General features: G+C 63.0%; 14 protein-coding genes. 6 read left to right on the top strand and 8 right to left on the bottom strand.

Translation table 11 applies throughout. The features are described from left to right. Positions 1–115: 115 nt before the first annotated feature. From prfB to ABFX23_RS11590, 3 genes are all read right to left on the bottom strand, one after another. A complete protein-coding gene (gene prfB / locus ABFX23_RS11600) occupies positions 116–1,243 on the bottom strand; it encodes a peptide chain release factor 2 (protein ID WP_346033209.1) in 1,128 nt (375 codons plus the stop codon). A gap of 85 nt (positions 1,244–1,328) precedes the next feature. Beyond that, on the bottom strand, positions 1,329–3,851 hold the full coding sequence (locus tag ABFX23_RS11595) for a penicillin-binding protein 1A (protein WP_346033208.1): 2,523 nt from the start codon (positions 3,849–3,851) through the stop codon (positions 1,329–1,331). A 55-nt stretch (positions 3,852–3,906) separates the two neighbouring features. Continuing rightward, positions 3,907–4,779 carry an N-acetylmuramoyl-L-alanine amidase family protein gene (locus ABFX23_RS11590; RefSeq protein ID WP_346033207.1) on the bottom strand — a complete coding sequence of 291 codons (873 nt, stop codon included), beginning with the start codon at positions 4,777–4,779 and terminating at the stop codon, positions 3,907–3,909. A gap of 480 nt (positions 4,780–5,259) precedes the next feature. Between ABFX23_RS11590 and ABFX23_RS11585 the strand changes: the two genes are divergently transcribed. Both ABFX23_RS11585 and ABFX23_RS11580 read left to right on the top strand, forming a co-directional pair. Beyond that, positions 5,260–7,989: an Rne/Rng family ribonuclease gene (locus ABFX23_RS11585; protein WP_346033206.1), complete on the top strand. Its 2,730-nt coding sequence runs from the start codon at positions 5,260–5,262 to the stop codon at positions 7,987–7,989. A gap of 25 nt (positions 7,990–8,014) precedes the next feature. Continuing rightward, positions 8,015–8,842 carry an NTP transferase domain-containing protein gene (locus ABFX23_RS11580; protein WP_346033205.1) on the top strand — a complete coding sequence of 276 codons (828 nt, stop codon included), beginning with the start codon at positions 8,015–8,017 and terminating at the stop codon, positions 8,840–8,842. A 4-nt stretch (positions 8,843–8,846) separates the two neighbouring features. Here the strand turns inward: ABFX23_RS11580 and ABFX23_RS11575 are convergent, their stop codons facing one another. Then, complete coding sequence (locus ABFX23_RS11575) at positions 8,847–9,482, bottom strand: class I SAM-dependent methyltransferase (RefSeq protein ID WP_346033204.1); 636 nt, start codon at positions 9,480–9,482, stop codon at positions 8,847–8,849. A gap of 144 nt (positions 9,483–9,626) precedes the next feature. On the opposite strand from ABFX23_RS11575, the gene ABFX23_RS11570 reads away from it, so the two are divergent. After that, on the top strand, positions 9,627–10,640 hold the full coding sequence (locus tag ABFX23_RS11570; RefSeq protein ID WP_346033203.1) for a D-alanine--D-alanine ligase family protein: 1,014 nt from the start codon (positions 9,627–9,629) through the stop codon (positions 10,638–10,640). On the opposite strand, the gene ABFX23_RS11565 is transcribed toward ABFX23_RS11570, so the two are convergent. Then, a complete protein-coding gene (locus ABFX23_RS11565; RefSeq protein WP_346033202.1) occupies positions 10,637–11,353 on the bottom strand; it encodes an SDR family NAD(P)-dependent oxidoreductase in 717 nt (238 codons plus the stop codon). The two genes, ABFX23_RS11570 and ABFX23_RS11565, sit on opposite strands and share 4 nt — an antisense overlap. 261 nt (positions 11,354–11,614) lie before the next feature. Between ABFX23_RS11565 and ABFX23_RS11560 the strand changes: the two genes are divergently transcribed. Genes ABFX23_RS11560 through zapE form a run of 3 tightly spaced genes read left to right on the top strand, consistent with a single transcriptional unit; the run spans position 11,615 to position 13,946 of the window. Continuing rightward, a complete protein-coding gene (locus ABFX23_RS11560) occupies positions 11,615–12,397 on the top strand; it encodes a succinate dehydrogenase iron-sulfur subunit (protein ID WP_346033201.1) in 783 nt (260 codons plus the stop codon). Between the two features lie 2 nt (positions 12,398–12,399). After that, positions 12,400–12,834: a GFA family protein gene (locus tag ABFX23_RS11555; protein ID WP_346033200.1), complete on the top strand. Its 435-nt coding sequence runs from the start codon at positions 12,400–12,402 to the stop codon at positions 12,832–12,834. Continuing rightward, complete coding sequence (gene zapE, locus ABFX23_RS11550; RefSeq protein WP_346033199.1) at positions 12,831–13,946, top strand: cell division protein ZapE; 1,116 nt, start codon at positions 12,831–12,833, stop codon at positions 13,944–13,946. The genes ABFX23_RS11555 and zapE overlap by 4 nt, the downstream gene beginning before the upstream one ends. On the opposite strand, the gene ABFX23_RS11545 is transcribed toward zapE, so the two are convergent. Genes ABFX23_RS11545 through ABFX23_RS11535 form a run of 3 tightly spaced genes read right to left on the bottom strand, consistent with a single transcriptional unit; the run spans position 13,943 to position 18,617 of the window. Then, positions 13,943–15,838, bottom strand: coding sequence for an XrtA/PEP-CTERM system amidotransferase (locus ABFX23_RS11545; RefSeq protein WP_346033198.1), 1,896 nt, complete (start codon positions 15,836–15,838; stop codon positions 13,943–13,945). The two genes, zapE and ABFX23_RS11545, sit on opposite strands and share 4 nt — an antisense overlap. Positions 15,839–15,847: 9 nt before the next feature. After that, complete coding sequence (gene xrtA, locus ABFX23_RS11540) at positions 15,848–17,404, bottom strand: exosortase A (protein ID WP_428831665.1); 1,557 nt, start codon at positions 17,402–17,404, stop codon at positions 15,848–15,850. Further along, positions 17,394–18,617 (bottom strand): TIGR03087 family PEP-CTERM/XrtA system glycosyltransferase, encoded by a 1,224-nt coding sequence (locus tag ABFX23_RS11535; protein ID WP_346033197.1) that lies wholly within the window; start codon positions 18,615–18,617, stop codon positions 17,394–17,396. The genes xrtA and ABFX23_RS11535 overlap by 11 nt, the downstream gene beginning before the upstream one ends. Positions 18,618–18,620: the final 3 nt, after the last annotated feature.

The raw sequence follows: 18,620 nt of genomic DNA, 5'->3' as shown, positions 1-18,620 counted from the left end.
GCCCGCGTTCTGCTTGACGAGCCACTCCCTCATGATGCCTCTATATCAGGGCCTTGCACGATTGCGAGGCCCGGCAGCATGTTGTCTCGACAAGCAGTCGAACCGGAAGAAGACGCTATTCGACGTCCTCGACGTCCACCTTTTCTCCGGTCACGCGCTGGGCCAGTGCCGCAGCGATGAAATCGTCGATGTCGCCGTCCAGCACGTCGCCCGGTGAGGTGGAAGTGGTGCCGGTGCGCAGGTCCTTCACCATCTGGTATGGCTGCAGGACATAGCTGCGGATCTGGTGGCCCCAACCGATCTCGGTCTTCTCGGCATATTCGCCCGCGGCCACGGCTTCACGTTCGGCCAGTTCGCGCTCGTAAAGGCGCGCTTTCAGCATATTCATCGCAGTCGCGCGGTTCTTGTGCTGGCTGCGATCGTTCTGGCTGGCAACCACCACGCCCGTGGGTTTGTGCGTGATGCGTACGGCGGAGTCGGTGGTGTTGACGTGCTGCCCTCCCGCACCCGAAGCGCGGTAGGTGTCGATCTTCAGGTCGCCCTCGTTGATCTCGATGTCGATATCGTCGTCGATCACCGGATAGACCCAGACGCTGGAGAAACTCGTGTGGCGGCGCGCCGAGCTGTCATAGGGACTGATGCGGACGAGGCGGTGCACACCGCTTTCGGTCTTGGCATAGCCATAGGCGTTCTCGCCCTTGATCAGCAGCGTGGCGCTCTTGATGCCGGCCTGTTCGCCCGCGGCATATTCCACGGTTTCCACCTTGAACCCGCGGCGCTCGGCCCAGCGCACGTACATGCGCATCAGCATTTCCGCCCAATCCTGGCTTTCGGTCCCGCCTGCGCCAGCGTTTACCTGAAGGTAGGTGTCGTAATTGTCCGCCTCGCCCGAAAGGAGGGCGTTCACCTTGTCGCGATCGGCGCGCTTGGCGAGTGCTTCCAGGCTGGCGAGACCCTCTGCCACGACATCGTCGTCGCCCTCGGCCTCGCCCATTTCGACGAATTCGGACGCATCGGACATTTCCTGGCTGATCTCGTTGACAGTCTCGACCGCGTCTTTCAGCTGCTTGTGCTCGCGGCTGATGGCCTGCGCCTGCTTGGGATCGTTCCACAGGTCGGGGTCCTGCACGCGGGCTTCCAGCTCGTCGAGGCGGCGGAGCGCGTGTTCCCAGTCCAGCGACTTGCGCACCAGCGCCAGCGCGGCTTCGATCCGGTCGATATGGGCCTGCCCCTCGGCACGCATGGCAATAGTCCTTCAAAAGATTTGAGGTGCGCGCCTAGCGCAAGGCGCGTTGCGGGGGAAGTGGTGCGATTGAAAAGCGGGCGGATCAGTAGATACCGCCCTGCTCCTCGGCAAAGTCCTCGCGCTCGCCGGCACTCCCTTGCATGCGCGGCCCGTCCTCGCGGCGACGCAACTGGGCAAGGATCAATTCGCGCATGGCATCGATTTCGTCCTGTCGCTGGCTGCGACGCGGTTCGGTGTCGGGCTTGAACGCTTCCCAGATCACGGCGGAGGTTGGTTCATCGGACGGCCACCCATCGAACACGCGGCGGCCCGTACGGCGATCGACACGCACCATGCGTACGCCCTCCGGCGCGAGGAATGGCCTGCCGCTCCAATGGTCGCGCGTTTCCTGCACGAATTGCTTGAAGATCGGCGCCGCGGTGTTGCCGCCCTGGATCCACCCGCCCATGTTGCGCGGCTGGTCGAACCCGAGGTAAGTCGCGCCCACGATGTCGGGCGATCCGCCCACGAACCATGCATTGGTGGGGCCGGAACTGGTGCCGGTCTTGCCGAACAGCGGCATGTCGAGATCGCGCAGGCGCGTGGCCGTGCCGCGCTCGACGACGCCAGTGAGCATGTTGACGATCTGAAACGCCGTGCGTGCATCCATCACCTGTCGCCCAGTCCTGCCGAAACGCGGCATCGGGCCACCGTCCCACTCGTCCATGTTGCAGCCCGTGCACTCGCGGTTGTCGGCGCGGTAGATGACGTTGCCGTCGCGGTCCTGCACGTAGTCGATCACCGTGGGATCGTTCAGCCGTCCGTGGTTGACGAGCGCCGCATAGGCAGCCGCCATCCGCTCTACCGTGGTGTCGCCCGCGCCCAGCGCGAAAGCTGGGAACGGCTCGTAAGCGCCTTCGCCCGCGATGCCGAGATTTTCGAAAGTGTCGATCACCTGTTCCATGCCCGAATCCATCGCGATGTGGACGGTCATCAGGTTCTTCGACTGCTCAAGACCGTAGCGCATGGGGTACTCGCCCCCGCCACGGCTACCACCGAAGTTCGTGAAGCATTTCTCGCCGAGGTTGGCCCCCTGATAATAGCAATACTGGCTGTCAGGCACGAGCGTGGCAGGCGTCATGCCGTTATCGAGGCCGGTGGCGTAGACGAAAGGCTTGATGGTCGAGCCGGGCTGGCGGTTGGCCTGCGTGGCGCGGTTGAAACTGCCGAGGCGGGAATCGAAGCCGCCCTGCATGGCAAGGATACGCCCGCTGTCAGGCGCAATGGCGAGGAAACCGCCCGATACGCTGGGTATCGTCTCGAGCCGCCAGCCATTCCCGCTGGGCGAGGCGACCACGACGTCGCCCACGCTCATGTCGTCAGCCGGATTGGACAGCGGATATTCCTCGCCGTCCGAGAAACCGATCGTGGCCGAACCGCTCCCTAGCGCGGTAATCACGCCGACGCGCCAGTCCTCGTAATTGATCGAAAGGTAAGAGCTGCGGAGCTGCGCCGTCAGGTCTCCGTTATCGGGATTGAGCGTGGCGACCGGCCCCGCCCAGCCCCGGTTTCCGTGATAACGCAGCATGGCATCGCGCAGCGAATTGCGCGCGGCGTCCTGCATTTCGGTGTCCAGCGAGGTGCGCACCCACAGGCCGCCCGCATAGACGCTGTTGCGCCCATCTTCCGCCTCTTCACCAAAGCGTTCGATAAGTTCGCGGCGCACTTCCTCGAGAAAATAGCCTGCGTCGGCCGAACGCTCGGTGCGCTGACCCTGGATGATGCCGAGTGGCTGCGCCTGCGCGGCCTGCATCTGCTGCTCCGTGATGAAGCCATTGTCTTCCATCTGGGCGAGCACCCAGTTGCGGCGTTCGCGGGCGGTATCGAAATTGGCCTGGCGACTGTAGACTTCGGGCGCACGCGGGAGGATGGCGAGATAGGCCATCTCGTGCAGTTCCAGGTCGTCCACGTCCTTGTCGAAATAGGCGCGCGCCGCAGCCTGCACACCGTAGCTGCGTCGGCCGAGCGGGATTTCGTTGAGGTACAGCGTGATGATCTGCTGCTTCGAGAGCACGCCCTCGATACGCGTTGCCAGGATCATCTCCTTCAGCTTGCGCGTCACCGAGTATTCGTTGCCGACGAGAATGTTCTTGGCGACCTGCTGGGTGATGGTGGAGCCACCCACGGCGCGCTCGCCCGAGCCGATCTTGGAGACGTAATCGATAACCGCGCCGATGAAGCCGCCCGCGTCGATGCCGCCGTGCGTCCAGAAGGTCTCGTCCTCCGCCGAAATGTAAGCATTCATCAACTGCTCGGGCAGGTCGCGGAACTGCAGTTCCACCCGCCGTTCGCGCTCATAGCGGTGGACGATCTCGCCATCGATACCGCGCACGACGCTGGGCAGGTTCGGCTCGTAATCCAGCAGGGTTTCCGCGTCCGGCAAATCGCGCGCGAGCCAGGCCCAGCCCACCAGCCACAAAACCAGCGCGGCAAAAAAGGCGTAGCCCGCCCACCGGAGCAGGCGCTTTTCGCGCCAGGCAGTGCGCAGCGGCGCACCGATGCGATGGGTGGTTTCGCGAAAACGCTGCAACGCGTTGCCGATGGCAGATGATTCAGAATTCGTCATAAGGCAGGCCAGCGTCTTACATGCCATCCGATGATGGCGCCACAATGAATAAGCATCAGTTCACCGTGGTCTGGCGCGCAAAATAGATGCGGATCGCGCGGGCCATGACTTCGGCAAAACGCTCGCGCCCTTCGACCGAGGCCAGTCTTTCCGCATCCTCCGGATTGGTCACGAAGCCCGATTCGAACAGGACGCCCGGCACATCGGGCGCCCGCAACACGGCCAGCGCGGCTGAGCGGCGCGTTTGCGGATGGAAGACAAGGGTGCCCTCGCCCTCGCGCTGGATCAGTTCGGCAAATTCCACCGATTGCTCCGACGTGCGTCGTTGGGACAATTCCACAAGGATGGCGTTCACGTCTTCGTCCTGCCCGGAAAGGTCGACGCCGTTGACGATATCGGCGTCGTTCTCACGCTCGGCAAAGCGAGCCGCGGCTTCGGAGCTGGCAGTTTCGGACAGGGTATAGATACTCGCCCCGCTCACCCCCTCCTTGTCACCCGCGGAATCGGCGTGGATAGAAAGGAACAGGTCCGCCCCCAGCGCCCGCGCAATTTCCGCGCGTTCCTGCAACACGATGAAACGGTCGTCGTCGCGGGTCATGGCGACGCGGATGCCGCCATCTTCCAGCAACCGGTCCCGCAGCGCCGTGGCCAGGCCCAGGACGATGGCTTTCTCCCGGTAGGTCTCGCTCACCGTGCCCGGGTCGGGGCCGCCGTGGCCTGCATCGATCACCACCAGGGGGCGCGCCGGATCGGTGGGGCCGAGTATCTCCGGCAGGCCGATGGGCGTGCTACCGTCGGAAAGCGCAACGCGCACCACGTACTCGCGGCCCAGCACCGGCACCGGAATCGCCGCGCCCAGCGCATAGAGCCCTCCCAGCAACAGCACCGGGAGGGCGAACAGCAGGCCGATCTGCACTCGATACGACATGCGGGCGGCGAAACGTCCTTTGCGGCGCGCCGGGCAGGCGCTGGAATGGTTAAGGCAACACCAAGGGAAATTTGCGCAAATGCGCAACAAGGTTGCCGTATCTTTTCCCCGATGCTAGCTAGATGGAAGCCGGAGCGATATTGCAATCCGGTGCCCGGCTCGGCCTCATATTCCGGCCTACCCGGTAATGCTTACAGGTTGATGCCGCGATGCAAAGTAAAAGCCAGCAAGCCACGGAGCGTTCGATTGAACGTGCGACGGCTGCAAGGCTTCCAGCGCAGACGAAAACCCTGCGCCTTTTCATCGCGACAGACACGTTTCGCACGTCCACCCTCAATCCGGCGACATGCCGACCGGGCGGCGTGCTGATTTCCAACACCCGCGACAATCGCGGGCCCCACACATATCGGCAATCCTCTCCACCCGGCCCGGCACCATGCCGCATGACCGGCGTGACGGCGATTGCCTGGAGAATACTACATGGCAACGCGCATGCTTATCGATGCGCGCCACCCGGAAGAAACACGGGTGGCGGTGCTCAAGGGAAACCGGATTGAGGAGTTCGACTTTGAATCTGCCGAACACAAGCAGATCAAGGGCAATATCTACCTGGCAAAGGTAACGAGGGTCGAGCCCTCATTGCAGGCAGCTTTCGTCGATTTCGGCGGCAATCGTCACGGCTTCCTCGCCTTCAGCGAAATTCATCCCGACTATTACCAGATCCCGGCCGAAGACCGCGAAGCGCTGCTGCGCGAGGAACAGGCCGCTGCCGAGGAAGAGGCAAAGCTTCGCGCCGAAGAGGACGAGGATGGCGCTCCTCTCGACGATGATGTCGACGACGAGGATGATGACGAGGACGAGGCCGGCGTCGAGGAAATCGACACCAGCGAGAAAGACGACGTCTCCACCATCGAGGATGGCCACGTGGAGAACGGCGACGAGGAAGCGTCGGACGATTCCGACGAGGAAGACGACGATTCCGACGAAGAGGAATCGAACGGCAAGCGTCGTGGCCGCGGTCGCGGTCGTGGCAAGGGGCGTCGCCCGCAGGGTCGCCGCCAGGGCGGTAGCCGGGCGAAGGAAATCGACGAAGCCCGCGCCAAGCGCCAGGCGCTGCGTCGCCGCTACAAGATCCAGGACGTTATCCAGCGCCGCCAGGTGCTGCTGGTGCAGGTCGCCAAGGAAGAGCGCGGCAACAAGGGCGCGGCTCTCACCACCTATCTCTCATTGGCTGGCCGCTACTGCGTGCTGATGCCCAATTCCAGCCATGGCGGCGGCATTTCGCGCAAGATTTCCAGCGGTTCGGACCGCAAGCGCCTGAAGAGCATCGTGTCCGATCTCAGCCTGCCCAAGTCCATGGGTCTAATCGTGCGCACTGCCGGCCTTTCGCGCACGAAGACAGAGATCAAGCGCGATTTCGACTATCTCGCCCGCCTGTGGGACGAGATACGCGAGCGCACCATGTCGAGCAGCGCACCCGCGCAGATTCACTCGGATTCCGACCTGATCAAGCGCGCCATCCGCGACATCTACAACCGCGAGATTGAGGAAGTCGTGGTCGAGGGTGAGGAAGGCTACAAGGCCGCCAAGTCCTTCATGAAGCTGCTGATGCCCAGCCACGCACGGCGGGTGAAGAATTACAACGATCCCGTTCCGCTGTTCCAGCGCTATGGCGCGGAAGACCAGCTTTCGGCGATGTACGATCCGATGGTGCAGCTGAAGTCCGGTGGTTATCTGATCATCAATCCGACGGAAGCGCTGGTGTCGATCGACATCAACTCGGGCCGCTCCACCAAGGAGCACGGGATCGAGCAGACCGCGCTGCACACCAACCTCGAAGCGGCGAAGGAAATCGCCCGCCAGCTGCGCCTGCGCGACATGGCCGGCCTCGTCGTGATCGACTTCATCGACATGGAACGCACCGGAAACGTGCGCAAGGTCGAACGGTGCATGAAGGATGCGCTGAAGAACGACCGGGCGCGTATCCAGGTGGGCCGTATTTCGGGCTTCGGCCTGATGGAAATGAGCCGCCAGCGCCTGCGAACCGGCGTGCTGGAAGCGACCACCCGCGAATGCCCGCACTGTGACGGCACGGGCCTTGTCCGCACGGCATCGTCCGCAGGTCTTTCCGCTCTTCGTCTGATCGAGGACGAGGCTGCCAAAGGCAAGGGAACCGTCATCACGCTGTTCGCCTCCACCGAAGCGGCCGTGTACCTGCTCAACGCCAAGCGCGCCGATCTCGCCGAGATCGAACAGCGTTACGGCGTCACCGTGGAAGTGAAGCCGGAAGGCGAGGACGAAGGTGCGAAGATGCGCGTGACCTCATCCGGTCCGCGCCCGGCGCAGGCACCCAAGTTCGAACCGATTGTCGACGACGATGATGATGACGTCGAAAACGATGACGATAACGACACGAGCGGCGAGGACGACGACGATAACAGCGAGCAGCCCAAGAAGCGGCGCCGTCGCCGCCGGGGCGGTCGCGGTCGCAATAAAAATCGACAGCAGGACGAGGATCAGAATGAATCCTCCGAAGATGGCGATGATGACAGCGACGACACCGATGCCGCTTCAAGCGATGACAACGACAAGGACAGCGACGGCAAGCCACGCCGCCGCAGGGGTCGTCGCGGCGGTCGCGGCAGGAACCGCAACCGGCAGGATAACGACGACAGCGCCAGCGAGGACGATCAGTCCTCCGATGGAGCTGATGCTCCCGACGAGCCGCAGGAAGCCGTAGCCAAGGCGGCCGACGCTCCGGAAGAAGCCGAGCCCGAAGCGGAGGAAAAGCCGAAGCCCAAGCGCACTCGTCGCAAGAAGGCCGAGCCTGCGGAGACCGAAGAGGCAAAGCCCGAAGGTGCCGAGGCCGAGGAAAACCCGAAGCCCAAGCGGACGCGCCGCAAGAAGGCCGAACCTGCCGAAACCGATGAGGCGACAGCGGAAGAAGCCAAGCCGGCAGACGCCGAGCCCGAAGCCGAGGAAAAGCCGAAGCCCAAGCGCACCCGCCGCAAGAAGGCCGAGCCTGCTGCGGAGACGGAGGGCGAAGCCGAATCTGAATCTGCGGCAAAACCTGCCAAGAAAACCGTTAAGGCAGAAGCGCCGGCCAACGATGGTGAGCAAGCGGAAGGCGAGCAAGCAGAAGGCGATGGGGCAACCAACGAGGACGGATCACCGCGTCGCGGCTGGTGGCAGCGCACCTTCGGCAACTGATCCCTGTCGGTAACGGAGGCCAACGATGGACCCACTTCCCGTCACCGTGATCGTCCTGGCGGCCCAGCGCACCGGCGTGGTCAACCCCCTCGCCGCGCGCGCTGGGGTCAGCCACAAGTGTCTCGCGCCGATCTGCGAGCGCCCGTTGATAGCGCATGTCATGGAAGCGCTCACCACGCTTCCGGACATTCGCGAGATCCGCGTGGTGCTCGAGCCCGATGGCCAGGCGGAAGTCGATCCGGTGCTGGAAACGTTCCGCGATCGCGGCACGCCAATCACGCTGGTCGATAGCGATGCCAACATTGTCGAGAGCGTGCTCTCTGCGACCAAGGGCGAGGACGGCCCCTTCGTCATCACAACGGCGGACAACGTGCTGCTGACGCACGACGGCTTCGAGCAGGTCCGCAATGGCATGCGAGAGGCCGATGCCGTGATCGGCGTGACCACCAAGGAGCGCGTCCGCGCCGTGCACGAGCGCGGCCAGCGCGGGTTCTACGAGTTCAAGGACGCGGGCTACGCCAACTGCAACATCTATGGCCTGGCCAACCGCAAGGGTCTGAAAGCGGCTGACATTTTCCGCGAAGGCGGTCAGTTCCAGTCGAATCCGGGCCGAATGGTCCGGGCTGCGGGCATCTTCAACATCGTGCTGATGCGCTTCGGCCTGATCACCTTCGCGCGAGGGCTGGACCGTGTCGGCAAACGCTTCGGCGCGAAACTGCGTCCGGTCGTGTTCGAGGACGGTGCGCTCGCCATCGATGTCGATAACGAGCGGACATATGCTATCTGCGAATGGGTGTTGGGCCAGCGGTTGGGAATGGATATCCCCAAGCCGCAGATAGAGGACTGGAACTAGGGGCTCAGGCGCCTGCTCGCCGCGCCACGCCCCATTCCATCCAGCCCGCCCATTTGGGCGCCTTCTCGAAATAGGTCTGCCCGATCGGCTCGATCTCGAATCCGGCCGCGCGGATCGATCCGCCGACTTCGCGCGTCAGGTGGCAATTGCCCGCCAGGTGCTTCCAGACAGGCTCGATGCGTCGCTGCCATTTCGCCGGGCCCGGATCGGGAGCCTTGCCGTGTTCCAGGAATAGAAGGCGACCGCCCGGCTTCAAGACCCGGCGCATCTCGGAAAGCACGCGGCTGGGATCGTCGACGGAACACAGCGTGTATGTGCACACGACGGTATCGAAGGAACCATCGCCAAATGGAATGTTCTCCCCCTTCCCTTCGCGGATATCGGCCTCCCACCTCTTCTCCTGCGCACGCTGCCGCGCTGCGTCGAGCAGGCTGCCATTCGGATCTATCCCGGAAAAGCTCGATACCGCGCTTGCGTCGTAGTGCCGCTGGTTGAAACCGCCGCCACAGCCCAGTTCGAAAACAGCACCCTTCGCCAGAGGCACAACCTGACGGCGCAGTTCGTCCACGTCCTCCGAACCGCAGCCGAGCGAGACGACCATGGGCAGGATGGTCTCGTCATACCATTTGCCAAACCCCATACGCGCCTCCCCAGTCTGGCGGCGAACTGATGGATTGTTTCACGATACGCGGATTTTGCAACGGCGAATTGCGCAGCGATTGCACCGGAACCCGTTTGGGCCTAACCGCCGCGAGAATTCAACCGCCACCAGAAGGCCGAGTCCATGACCACCGAAATTGCCCCGCTGCGAATTCCCGAGGACGCCAAGGAACGCGTGAAGATGCTGTTCATGGCCAAGCACGCCCTGTGGGGCGGCGGGATGCATCCGGAAGACGGCAACCATGCCATCTACCACCACGAGGTGCGCACGACGCTGGAAAATCTTGGCCTGAACCTGGAATTCGCGAACAGTTACGACGTGCTTTTCACACGGCCGGAGGTGGATTTCGTATTCCCGCTGCTGAACCGCGGCGGCTTCGTGAACAGCGAGATGCTGATTCCGATCCTGTGCAACATGCACCGCATTCCCTATCTCGGCGCCATGCCGTTCCTGCGCGGCCTGGGCGACGACAAGAGCGTGTCCAAGCTGGTCTGCACCCATGCAGGCGTGCCGACCGCGCCGTGGTTCTGTTATCGCCGCGGCGCACCCGTGCTGGAAGCGGACCTGCCGCCCGCGCCCGATGGCCGCTGGGTGATCAAGCCCAATGCCAGCTCCGCCAGCTGGGGCATTTCCGACGCGCATGACTGGAACGGCGTGGTCAACGCCATCGCCGATATCCACGGCCAGGGCCACGATGCCATCGTGGAGCCATATCTCGACGGCTACGACGTGCAGTGCGCTTTCATCACGCTGGACAACGAACCGACGGCGCTGCCGATGCTGTGGTACGAGCGCGAGAATACGCAGAAGCTGTGGACCTATTACGAGAAGCGCGACCTCGTGCCCAATACGGAGAAGGCTGCGCTCAAGCGGTTTGACCATCCCGAGCTTGCACCGAAGATCGAGGAAATGGCGAAGAAGTTCGCCCGCCAGATGGTACCTTTCGACTACGGCCGCATCGAGTTCCGCGTCGACCTGAACACCGGCGATATCAATTTCATCGAGATCAACCTCAACTGCAACCTGTGGAGCGAGAAGGTAATGGCCAAGGCCGCTGCGCAGGCGGGCTTCAGCCATGCGGACCTGCTCGAAACCCTGTTGGCCGAGTGCTGGCGCCGTCACGGCCTCATCAGTTAGGGCTCGACCCGCTCTCCCTTGTAGTCGAACACGTCGCCGCTGTTATCCGGGGTCAGCCTTTCCAGCACGCCCAGCAGGCTGGCAGCGGCTTCGCCCGCCGCGGTAAGCTGGCCTTCGGGCAAGTTATTCTGGAACGGCTCCGACAAAGGCGTGTCCACCGTGCCGGGATGCAGGCCCACGGCCACGGCCTGCTTTTGCGTGCGGCCAAGTTCGATGGCGAAATTGCGCACCAGCATGTTCAGCGCGGCCTTGCTGGCGCGGTAGCTGTGCCAGCCACCGATGCGGTTGTCCCCGATCGAGCCGACGCGCGCGGAAACCGCGGCGAAGGTCGCGGGGGTATCGCGAGGGAACAGCGGCAGCACGTGCTTGGCCACCAGCGCGGGGCCGATGGTGTTGATGTGCAGTACGCGGGCCATTGTCTCGGCATCGAGGTTCTTGAAGCTGCGCTCCGGCCCGGTCCCGTCCTCCAGCGTGAGAACGCCCGTGGCGACTATCACCAGGTTGGGCGGGTTGTCTCGCCATGCCCCGGCGGCCTCGGCGATGCTGGCTTCGTCGTCGAAGTCGAAGCGGAATGGTGTCACGCCGGGAAAGTCAGGCGCCTTGCCGCTTCGCGAACCGGCGAGGACGGGTATGTTCCGCTCTGCCAGTGCCTGCACCAGTGCAGCGCCGATGCCGCCGCTGCTGCCGAACACTGCCGCCCGTTTCCATGTCATGCCGGCGCTGCTCCTTTCCTACGTCCAAGCCCTTCACATAGGAACGGCGCATGCCTCGCAAAACACCCTCTCTAGCCCGTATTTCCGGCAGTTTCTCATTCCTCTATCGAGGAGGCAGGTATTTGCCTCAGGACACTGTTCCAGGTGTTCCACATTCGCCGTGACAGGCGTGCAAATCCGGGCAGAAAACCCAAGGCTTTGCTTGCTCTCGGACGCCGGATGAGTAGATAGGCACGCAGAAGCGACAGGAACGATCAGATCATGGCTACCTTCACCCTCCCCGCCAACAGCAAGATCCGTAACGACGGCGAAGTCCACAAGGCGGAAACCGGCGGGAAAATCCGCAAGTTTCGCATCTATCGCTACGACCCGGACAGCGGCCAGAACCCGCGCTACGACACGTTCGAGGTGGACCTGGACGAATGCGGGCCGATGGTTCTCGATGCCCTGTTCAAGATCAAGAACGAGATCGACCCGACGCTGACCTTCCGCCGCTCCTGCCGCGAGGGGATCTGCGGTTCGTGCGCGATGAACATGAACGGCAAGAACGGCCTCGCCTGCACCACCGCGATCGAGGACGTGAAGGGCGACATTCGCATCACTCCGCTGCCGCACATGGAAGTGGTGAAGGACCTGGTGCCGGATTTCACGCACTTCTACGCGCAGTACGCCAGCATCCGGCCGTGGCTGCAAACCGTCTCCACCACGCCTTCGGGCAAGGAGCGGCTGCAATCGCCCGAACAGCGCGACAAGCTGGATGGCCTCTACGAGTGTATCCTGTGCGCCTGCTGCTCCACCGCCTGCCCCAGCTACTGGTGGAATTCCGACAAGTTCCTCGGCCCGGCGATCCTTCTGCAGGCATATCGCTGGCTGGCCGACAGCCGCGACGAGATGACCGGTGAGCGGCTCGATGATCTCGAAGATCCGTTCCGTCTCTATCGCTGCCACACGATCATGAACTGCGCCAACGTGTGCCCCAAGGGTCTCTCGCCCGCAAAGGCCATCGCAGAAATCAAGAAGATGCAAGTCGAGCGGCACGTCTGACGATGGCGATCGGTGCGGGCAACAAGGTTGAGGGCGGATGCCTGTGCGGTGCGATCCGCTACACCGTTACCGGGCCGGAAATGTTCACCTCGCAGTGCTGCTGCAAGGATTGCCAGAAGGCGACCGGCACCGGCCACACCACGATTATCGGCCTGCGGCGGGAGCAGCTGGACCTGCGCGGTGATCCGAAGACCTACACCAACGGCGGTGATACCGGGGGCAAGGTGACGCGGCATTTCTGCGGTGAATGCGGCGGCCGCCTCTACACCACCGGAGACCTGCCGGGTGACGAGGTGCTGATTCTGCAGGCAGGATCGCTGGATGATCCCAACGTCGTCTCGCCCGAAAGCGTGATCTACGTGAAGGACGCACCGTCCTGGGATTTCTTCGATCCCGACCTCCCCAAGTTCGAGGCGATGCAACCGCGCGAGCGATGAGCGGTATCCTTGCCCGCTACGAACGCCTGATTTCCGCCGGGGAGCTGAAGCCCGACGCGGACCAGCGCCGCGCCGCCGAGAGGCTGGAGGCGTTGCAGAAAGAGCTGGAAGCCGAGCAATCGGGTGGCCTGCTCGGACAACTGTTCGGCCGCAGGAAGGCGCGGCCCCAGGGCGTCTACATGGTCGGCGGTGTGGGACGCGGGAAATCCATGTTGATGGACCTGTTCCATGCCTCGCTCGCCATCCCGGAAAAGCGCCGAGTGCATTTCCACGCCTTCATGCAGGAAGTCCATGCCGCCCTTCGCGAGGCTCGCAAAAGCGAGAGCGGCGATCCCATCCCCCCGGTGGCGGAGAAGCTGTCGAAAGACCTCAGGGTCCTCGCCTTCGACGAGATGGTGGTGAACAATTCCGCTGATGCCATGATCATGAGCCGGCTGTTCACGGACCTCATTTGCAAGCGGAACGTGACGATCGTCACGACCAGCAACAGGCGCCCCACCGAACTTTACAAGGACGGTCTCAACCGCGAGCACTTCCTGCCCTTCATCGACCTGATTCAGACCGAACTTGACGTGGTGGAACTCGACGGCCCGACCGACTATCGGATGGAGCGCATCGGCGGGCTCGCGACATGGCACTGCCCGCTTGGCGACGAGGCCACGGCCAAGGTGCGCGAGGCATTCTTTCGCCTGACCGACTATCCGCCCGAGGACGCCGAGCATGTCCCCAGCGCCGAGCTGGACGTTGGCGGAGGGCGCATGATGCACGTTCCCAAAAGCCTGAAAGGCGTGGCCGTGTTCAGTTTCAAACGCTTGTGCAAAGAGGCGCGCGGTGCGCCCGATTACCTCGCCATTGCGCAGGCCTATCACACGGTCATCATCGTCGGCATTCCGCAAATGGACAAGGACATGCGTAACGAGGCGAGCCGGTTCGTGACCCTGATCGACGCGCTGTACGAAAACCGCGTAAAGCTGTTCGCCACGGCAGAGACGGAGCCGGAGGACCTCTATCCTGCAGGGGACGGATCGTTCGAATTCCAGCGCACGGTCAGCCGCCTTAAGGAAATGCAGAGCGAGGAATACATGGCGCTCGGCCACGGCATGGCGGATTAGCCGATTCCCAGGCGGGCCAGCGAACGATCCAGCATGACGAGTTGCCAGAGCAGGCGCGAGTGATCGGCGCGGCCCGCGATATGTTCCTCTGCAATTTCCGCCAGGCGAACGTTGTCGAACCACCCGGTATGCGCCAGCATCGCGCTTTTGGAAATGCCGCGTGCCTTGCCCGCCAGAGGCCCGCGAAACCATTCTGCAATCGGCGTGACGAAGCCTTGCTTGGGTCGGTAAAGAATGTCCTCCGGCAGATAACGCTCCATCGCCTTCTTCAAGAGCCATTTGCCCTGCCGCCCCTTGATCCGAAGGCCTTCCGGAAGCCCCGCTGCAAACTCGACCAGGCGATGATCGAGCAACGGTTCGCGCGCTTCGAGACTGGTGGCCATGCTGGTGCGGTCGACCTTGGTGAGGATATCGCCCGGCAGCCAGAACTTCAGATCTGCATACTGCGCCTGATCCAGTCCGCTGCGCATCGGCGCGCTGGCCATCAAATCGTACAGCGGCTGCTCTGCGCGATAGCTGCCGAGCCTTCCGGCAAGGTCGGGAGAGTAGAGTGCAAAACGCTCTTCCGGCGGCACCACCGACAGCGCGCGGGCATAGCCTTCTTCGGCAGAACCCGCGAGCGAGAGGAGCGTCGTCCTGGCCCGCAGGGGGCGCGGTGCCCAGTCCGCCCTGGGATAGGCCCGGCCGAGCGGGCCGAGTATGTTTTTACGCAAGACTTCCGGCATCAGGCCCCGCAGACGCTCCTCGTGCGCGTGGAAGACCTGACGCCTGTAACCGGCCATTGCTTCGTCAGCTCCGTCTCCCGACAGGGCTACGGTCACGCTTTCCCTTGCCAGCTGGCACACCCGCCAGGTGGGTAATGCGCTGGCATCGGCGAATGGCTCATCGAACATGCCCGCGATCATGTCTATCGCATCGAACTGATCGGCGCTCACAGTCCGCGCCTCGTGATCGGTGGCGAACAGGTCAGCCACTTGCCGGGCGTAACTCGTCTCGTCCGCGCTGGCGACGTCGAACCCGATGGAGCAGGTCTTCACAGGCTGCCGGCTCGCCTCCGCCATGAAGGCGACGACGCTTGAGCTGTCGACACCGCCGGAAAGAAATGCACCCAGCGGCACGTCCGACACCATTCGGCTCGTGACCGCCTGCTGGAGGTGGTGGAGCAGTTCCGCCTCGAGGTCTTTCGCCTTGCCCTTGTGACGCTTGTCGAAGCTGATGTCCCAGTACTGCTGCGGTTCCGGAACCGGGCTGTCGTGACGCAGCGTTAGCGAATGCCCTGCAGGCAGCTTGTGCACGCCTTTGAGGATGGAGCGATGGTCGGGAACATAGCCCCAGGCCATGAAGTCCTCCAGCGCACTGGGATCGACTTCCCGCCGCATCAACGGGTGGGCCAGCAGTCCCTTCAGTTCAGACGCGAAAGCAACCGACCCGTCGGAAAGCTGCGTATAGAACAGCGGTTTCACACCGAACCGGTCGCGCGCGAGAAACAATTCGCGCCGTTTCTGGTCATAGATCGCGAAGGCAAACATGCCATGCAGGTGGGAAACGCAGTCGGCGCCCCATTGCTCGTAAGCGGCAAGGATCACTTCGGTATCACCCGCAGTCCCGAAGGATGCACCGCGCGCTTTCAGTTCCTTGCGGACGTCGCGAAAGTTGTAGATTTCGCCGTTGAAGCTGATCACCAGCCTTTCGCTCATCGAATGCATCGGTTGCGGGGAGCCTTCCACGTCGATGATAGACAAGCGACGGTGGCCGAGGCCAACCCCTTGCGCTGTCCATACGCCGGAGCCATCTGGTCCGCGATGGGCAAGCACGGTGGCCATCCGCTCGATCCGAACGGGATCGACCGGCTTGATCGTGCCGCAATGAAAAAGGCCCGCAATCCCGCACATGGGTGCGGACTAGTCGAGCCGGGCCATAGCGTCCATCCACTCCGAAACAGGGCCGGTGGATTGCAGGAAGTCCGCAAGTACCGTTTCGGAATCCTGCGTTGGCGTGTTTTCGGCAGACAGGACGAGCATCATGGTCGGCTGCGGATCGGAAAGAAGGCGGTCGCGCATATTGGATAGCTTCAGCCGAACGCGGCTGCTGCCGGTCCATTCTCCATGGCGATACCAGGTGTAAGCGACGCGTTGATGCGTGCCGAGGGCCTGCAGGCGAACACCGCTGGCACCAACGGGGGCATCGCTCGCAGAGAGCCAGCGCCATTCGGTCTCGAGCGGCAGCGCCCCGCCCCCATAGCTTCCGGCTTCGCGGCCCTCTTCCTGGGCGGCGTAGAGCGCGAAGACCACGTCCACCACCCTTCCCTGCTCGTCCCGGTAGCTGGTGATCAATCGGTGATCGTACCCGGCCGTGCGGGGATGCCACGGGTAAGTCTGTTTGAGCGCGGCTGCCTCCCATCCCTCCACTTCGACCAGACCAATCTCGTCAGGAAGTGCCGCCTCCACGTCGCGTGCCTGCGCAGACCACGCGATGTGAATCCACGCCAGGGCAAGAACCGCACCTGTTAGAGCCCAGCCATTTCCGTTCCACCGGTCCAGGCGAGCGAGCCAGGTGGCCGAGCGGAGTTTGTCGGCATCGATGAAAGGATCGTCGATCCGACGGTCGAAGAACTTCCAGCCAATGGCCAGCAGCGCGGCCATGACCAGCGCGAAGAAAACCCAGCCGTAGAGAATGTGATCGAACCCGGCGGCGAACGCGATACCTTGTGACTGCGCGATAAAGATCGTGCCCCATGCGCGCACGCCGTTGGCAAGGATCGGGAGGATGATCGCCACGGCCATGAACACCGCGCGTCTTGTCCAGGATCGGTAGCAGACATGCGCGACCAATGTCCCCAGCGCCACCATGGCAATCAGGAATTTCACGCCGGAACAGGCTTCGGCAATTTCGAACAGGCCGACCGGAGTATCGATGAACACGCCCTCGACCGTGGCGGGGATACCGCTGGCATGGGTGAGGGCAATCGTGATCTGCGCCGTGATCATTTGCAGGGCCGGGACAAGTTCCTCGCCAATCGGGACAAGGAACAGGCCGAATGCCAGCGGAAACAACAGCGCCCAGGCCACGCGCGGACCGAGCATAGTGATGACACTGGCCTGCAATGCCATAATCAGCGCCAGGTGACTGATGGTTGCCGTTCCGGAGATATCGCCGAGCAACCATCCGAACAGCGCGCCTGTCAGCAGCAGCAATCCCGGCCACCAGGCTCCCGGCAAGAGCTTCGCCAACTCATGCGATCTCTGCCACACCAGCCAGCCTATGATCACCGGCACAATCAGGATGTGGTTGTAGGTGGAAATGTTCCACCATTGCCGCACCATCTCTGCCCAGTCTGCGGCGAAAGACACCAGAATTGCGGTCCAGGCGAGAGCTAGACGCAACAAAGGCATGCGCCATGCGGGTGCGATCCTCTCGGCAATCGCCGCGCGATACGGAGAAGGCGCTTCAAGCAGCATTGAGAGAAGGTTCTTCATCAACGCCGAGCAATCGCGGCAAATCGGCAAGCATGGCTGGCCAGCTCATCGTTTCGAGCACGAACTTCCGCGCCTCCTGCCCCAGCTTCCTTGCCGCGTCAGGCTCTTGCGCAAGTCGCAGGAGCCCAGCAACAAAAGCGGCGTTGTCCCTTGCTACGAGGAGTTGCACGTTCTCGGCCGCATGGATGCCGCTGGCAGCGTCGGGAGACACAGCGACGGGCCGCGCCATGGCCATGGCCTCCAGCACCTTGTTCTGCACCCCCCGCGCTATCCGGAGCGGTGCTACGACGACGTCTGCGCCAGCAAGCCAGGGCCGCGTATCGGGCACTTCGCCGATGACGCTGGTACCGTTGACACCGTGCAACGATCGCACTTCCCTGGTCGGGCCGCGGCCGACGATGTGGAACTGCGCTGCGGCCAACGTGCGGCGAACCTCCGGCATGATCTCGCATGCCATCCGCGTAACGGCATCCACATTGGGAGCGTAGTCCATCTGCCCTGTAAAAACGTAATGCGGACCATCCTGCGTCAGGACAGGCTCTGGCGCGACCGTACCCGGATCGAACAGCGCACAATCTATGCCATTGCGCAGTGCGCGAATATTGGACGTTTCGTTAGTCCGCTCCCGAAGCAACTCGGCCTCGGCCTCGCTCACCAGCAGTGTGGTGTCGGCGCGTTGCGCGAGGCGAGCTTCCTCCGCCTTCAGCAGTCTCCCTTCGCGTACATCGATCAGCGCCCGGGGACCGCTTCCGGCCTCGCCGTAGGCCTCGAACTTGGCGGAATCGACATCGACCAGGTCGATCAGAAGGCGTCCCTGCCAATCGTTCGGGACATACTGTCCCATCTGCCCGGAAAAAACAAAAATCGCCCCAACCTTTCTTGATTCCAGCAGGTTGCGAACCCAATCTGATAATTTTCGCGAGCGAAAGGCAGCGAAACTTACAGGCTCACACCGCAGAAGTGCTTCCATTCCGGCAAGCGGCAGCGGCTTCGATCGGCGCGGCATGCACCAAGTGCTTGCGATCTCTTCCAGGAAACGTGCAGCCGCCATATCTGCATGGGTCTCGGCGAGGCAGCCGACATGCACGGGCGCGATGTCGGCAAGCGCCTTCAGCACATGGTGCGAGCGGATTTTGTCGCCACGATCCGGAGGGAACGGCACGCGATGTGCAAGGAAAAGGATTTCGCCGCTCATTGC

Origin of the sequence: Erythrobacter westpacificensis, from assembly GCF_039542285.1 — a bacterium.
GTDB classification, from domain to species: domain Bacteria; phylum Pseudomonadota; class Alphaproteobacteria; order Sphingomonadales; family Sphingomonadaceae; genus Alteraurantiacibacter; species Alteraurantiacibacter westpacificensis.
The sequence above is the reverse complement of the archived record's forward strand: the minus strand, read 5'-3'. Positions and strand labels throughout refer to the sequence as shown.

Excerpts from the sequence above, each read along its gene's own strand:
- ABFX23_RS11570 (WP_346033203.1), top strand. The coding sequence starts at position 9,627 with ATGACCACCGAAATTGCCCCGCTGCGAATTCCCGAGGACGCCAAGGAA.
- ABFX23_RS11595 (WP_346033208.1), bottom strand. The coding sequence starts at position 3,851 with ATGACGAATTCTGAATCATCTGCCATCGGCAACGCGTTGCAGCGTTTT.
- ABFX23_RS11555 (WP_346033200.1), top strand. The coding sequence starts at position 12,400 with ATGGCGATCGGTGCGGGCAACAAGGTTGAGGGCGGATGCCTGTGCGGT.
- ABFX23_RS11585 (WP_346033206.1), top strand. The coding sequence starts at position 5,260 with ATGGCAACGCGCATGCTTATCGATGCGCGCCACCCGGAAGAAACACGG.
- ABFX23_RS11565 (WP_346033202.1), bottom strand. The coding sequence starts at position 11,353 with ATGACATGGAAACGGGCGGCAGTGTTCGGCAGCAGCGGCGGCATCGGC.
- ABFX23_RS11535 (WP_346033197.1), bottom strand. The coding sequence starts at position 18,617 with ATGAGCGGCGAAATCCTTTTCCTTGCACATCGCGTGCCGTTCCCTCCG.
- xrtA (WP_428831665.1), bottom strand. The coding sequence starts at position 17,404 with ATGCTGCTTGAAGCGCCTTCTCCGTATCGCGCGGCGATTGCCGAGAGG.
- ABFX23_RS11560 (WP_346033201.1), top strand. The coding sequence starts at position 11,615 with ATGGCTACCTTCACCCTCCCCGCCAACAGCAAGATCCGTAACGACGGC.
- ABFX23_RS11545 (WP_346033198.1), bottom strand. The coding sequence starts at position 15,838 with ATGTGCGGGATTGCGGGCCTTTTTCATTGCGGCACGATCAAGCCGGTC.
- zapE (WP_346033199.1), top strand. The coding sequence starts at position 12,831 with ATGAGCGGTATCCTTGCCCGCTACGAACGCCTGATTTCCGCCGGGGAG.
- ABFX23_RS11590 (WP_346033207.1), bottom strand. The coding sequence starts at position 4,779 with ATGTCGTATCGAGTGCAGATCGGCCTGCTGTTCGCCCTCCCGGTGCTG.
- prfB (WP_346033209.1), bottom strand. The coding sequence starts at position 1,243 with ATGCGTGCCGAGGGGCAGGCCCATATCGACCGGATCGAAGCCGCGCTG.
- ABFX23_RS11575 (WP_346033204.1), bottom strand. The coding sequence starts at position 9,482 with ATGGGGTTTGGCAAATGGTATGACGAGACCATCCTGCCCATGGTCGTC.
- ABFX23_RS11580 (WP_346033205.1), top strand. The coding sequence starts at position 8,015 with ATGGACCCACTTCCCGTCACCGTGATCGTCCTGGCGGCCCAGCGCACC.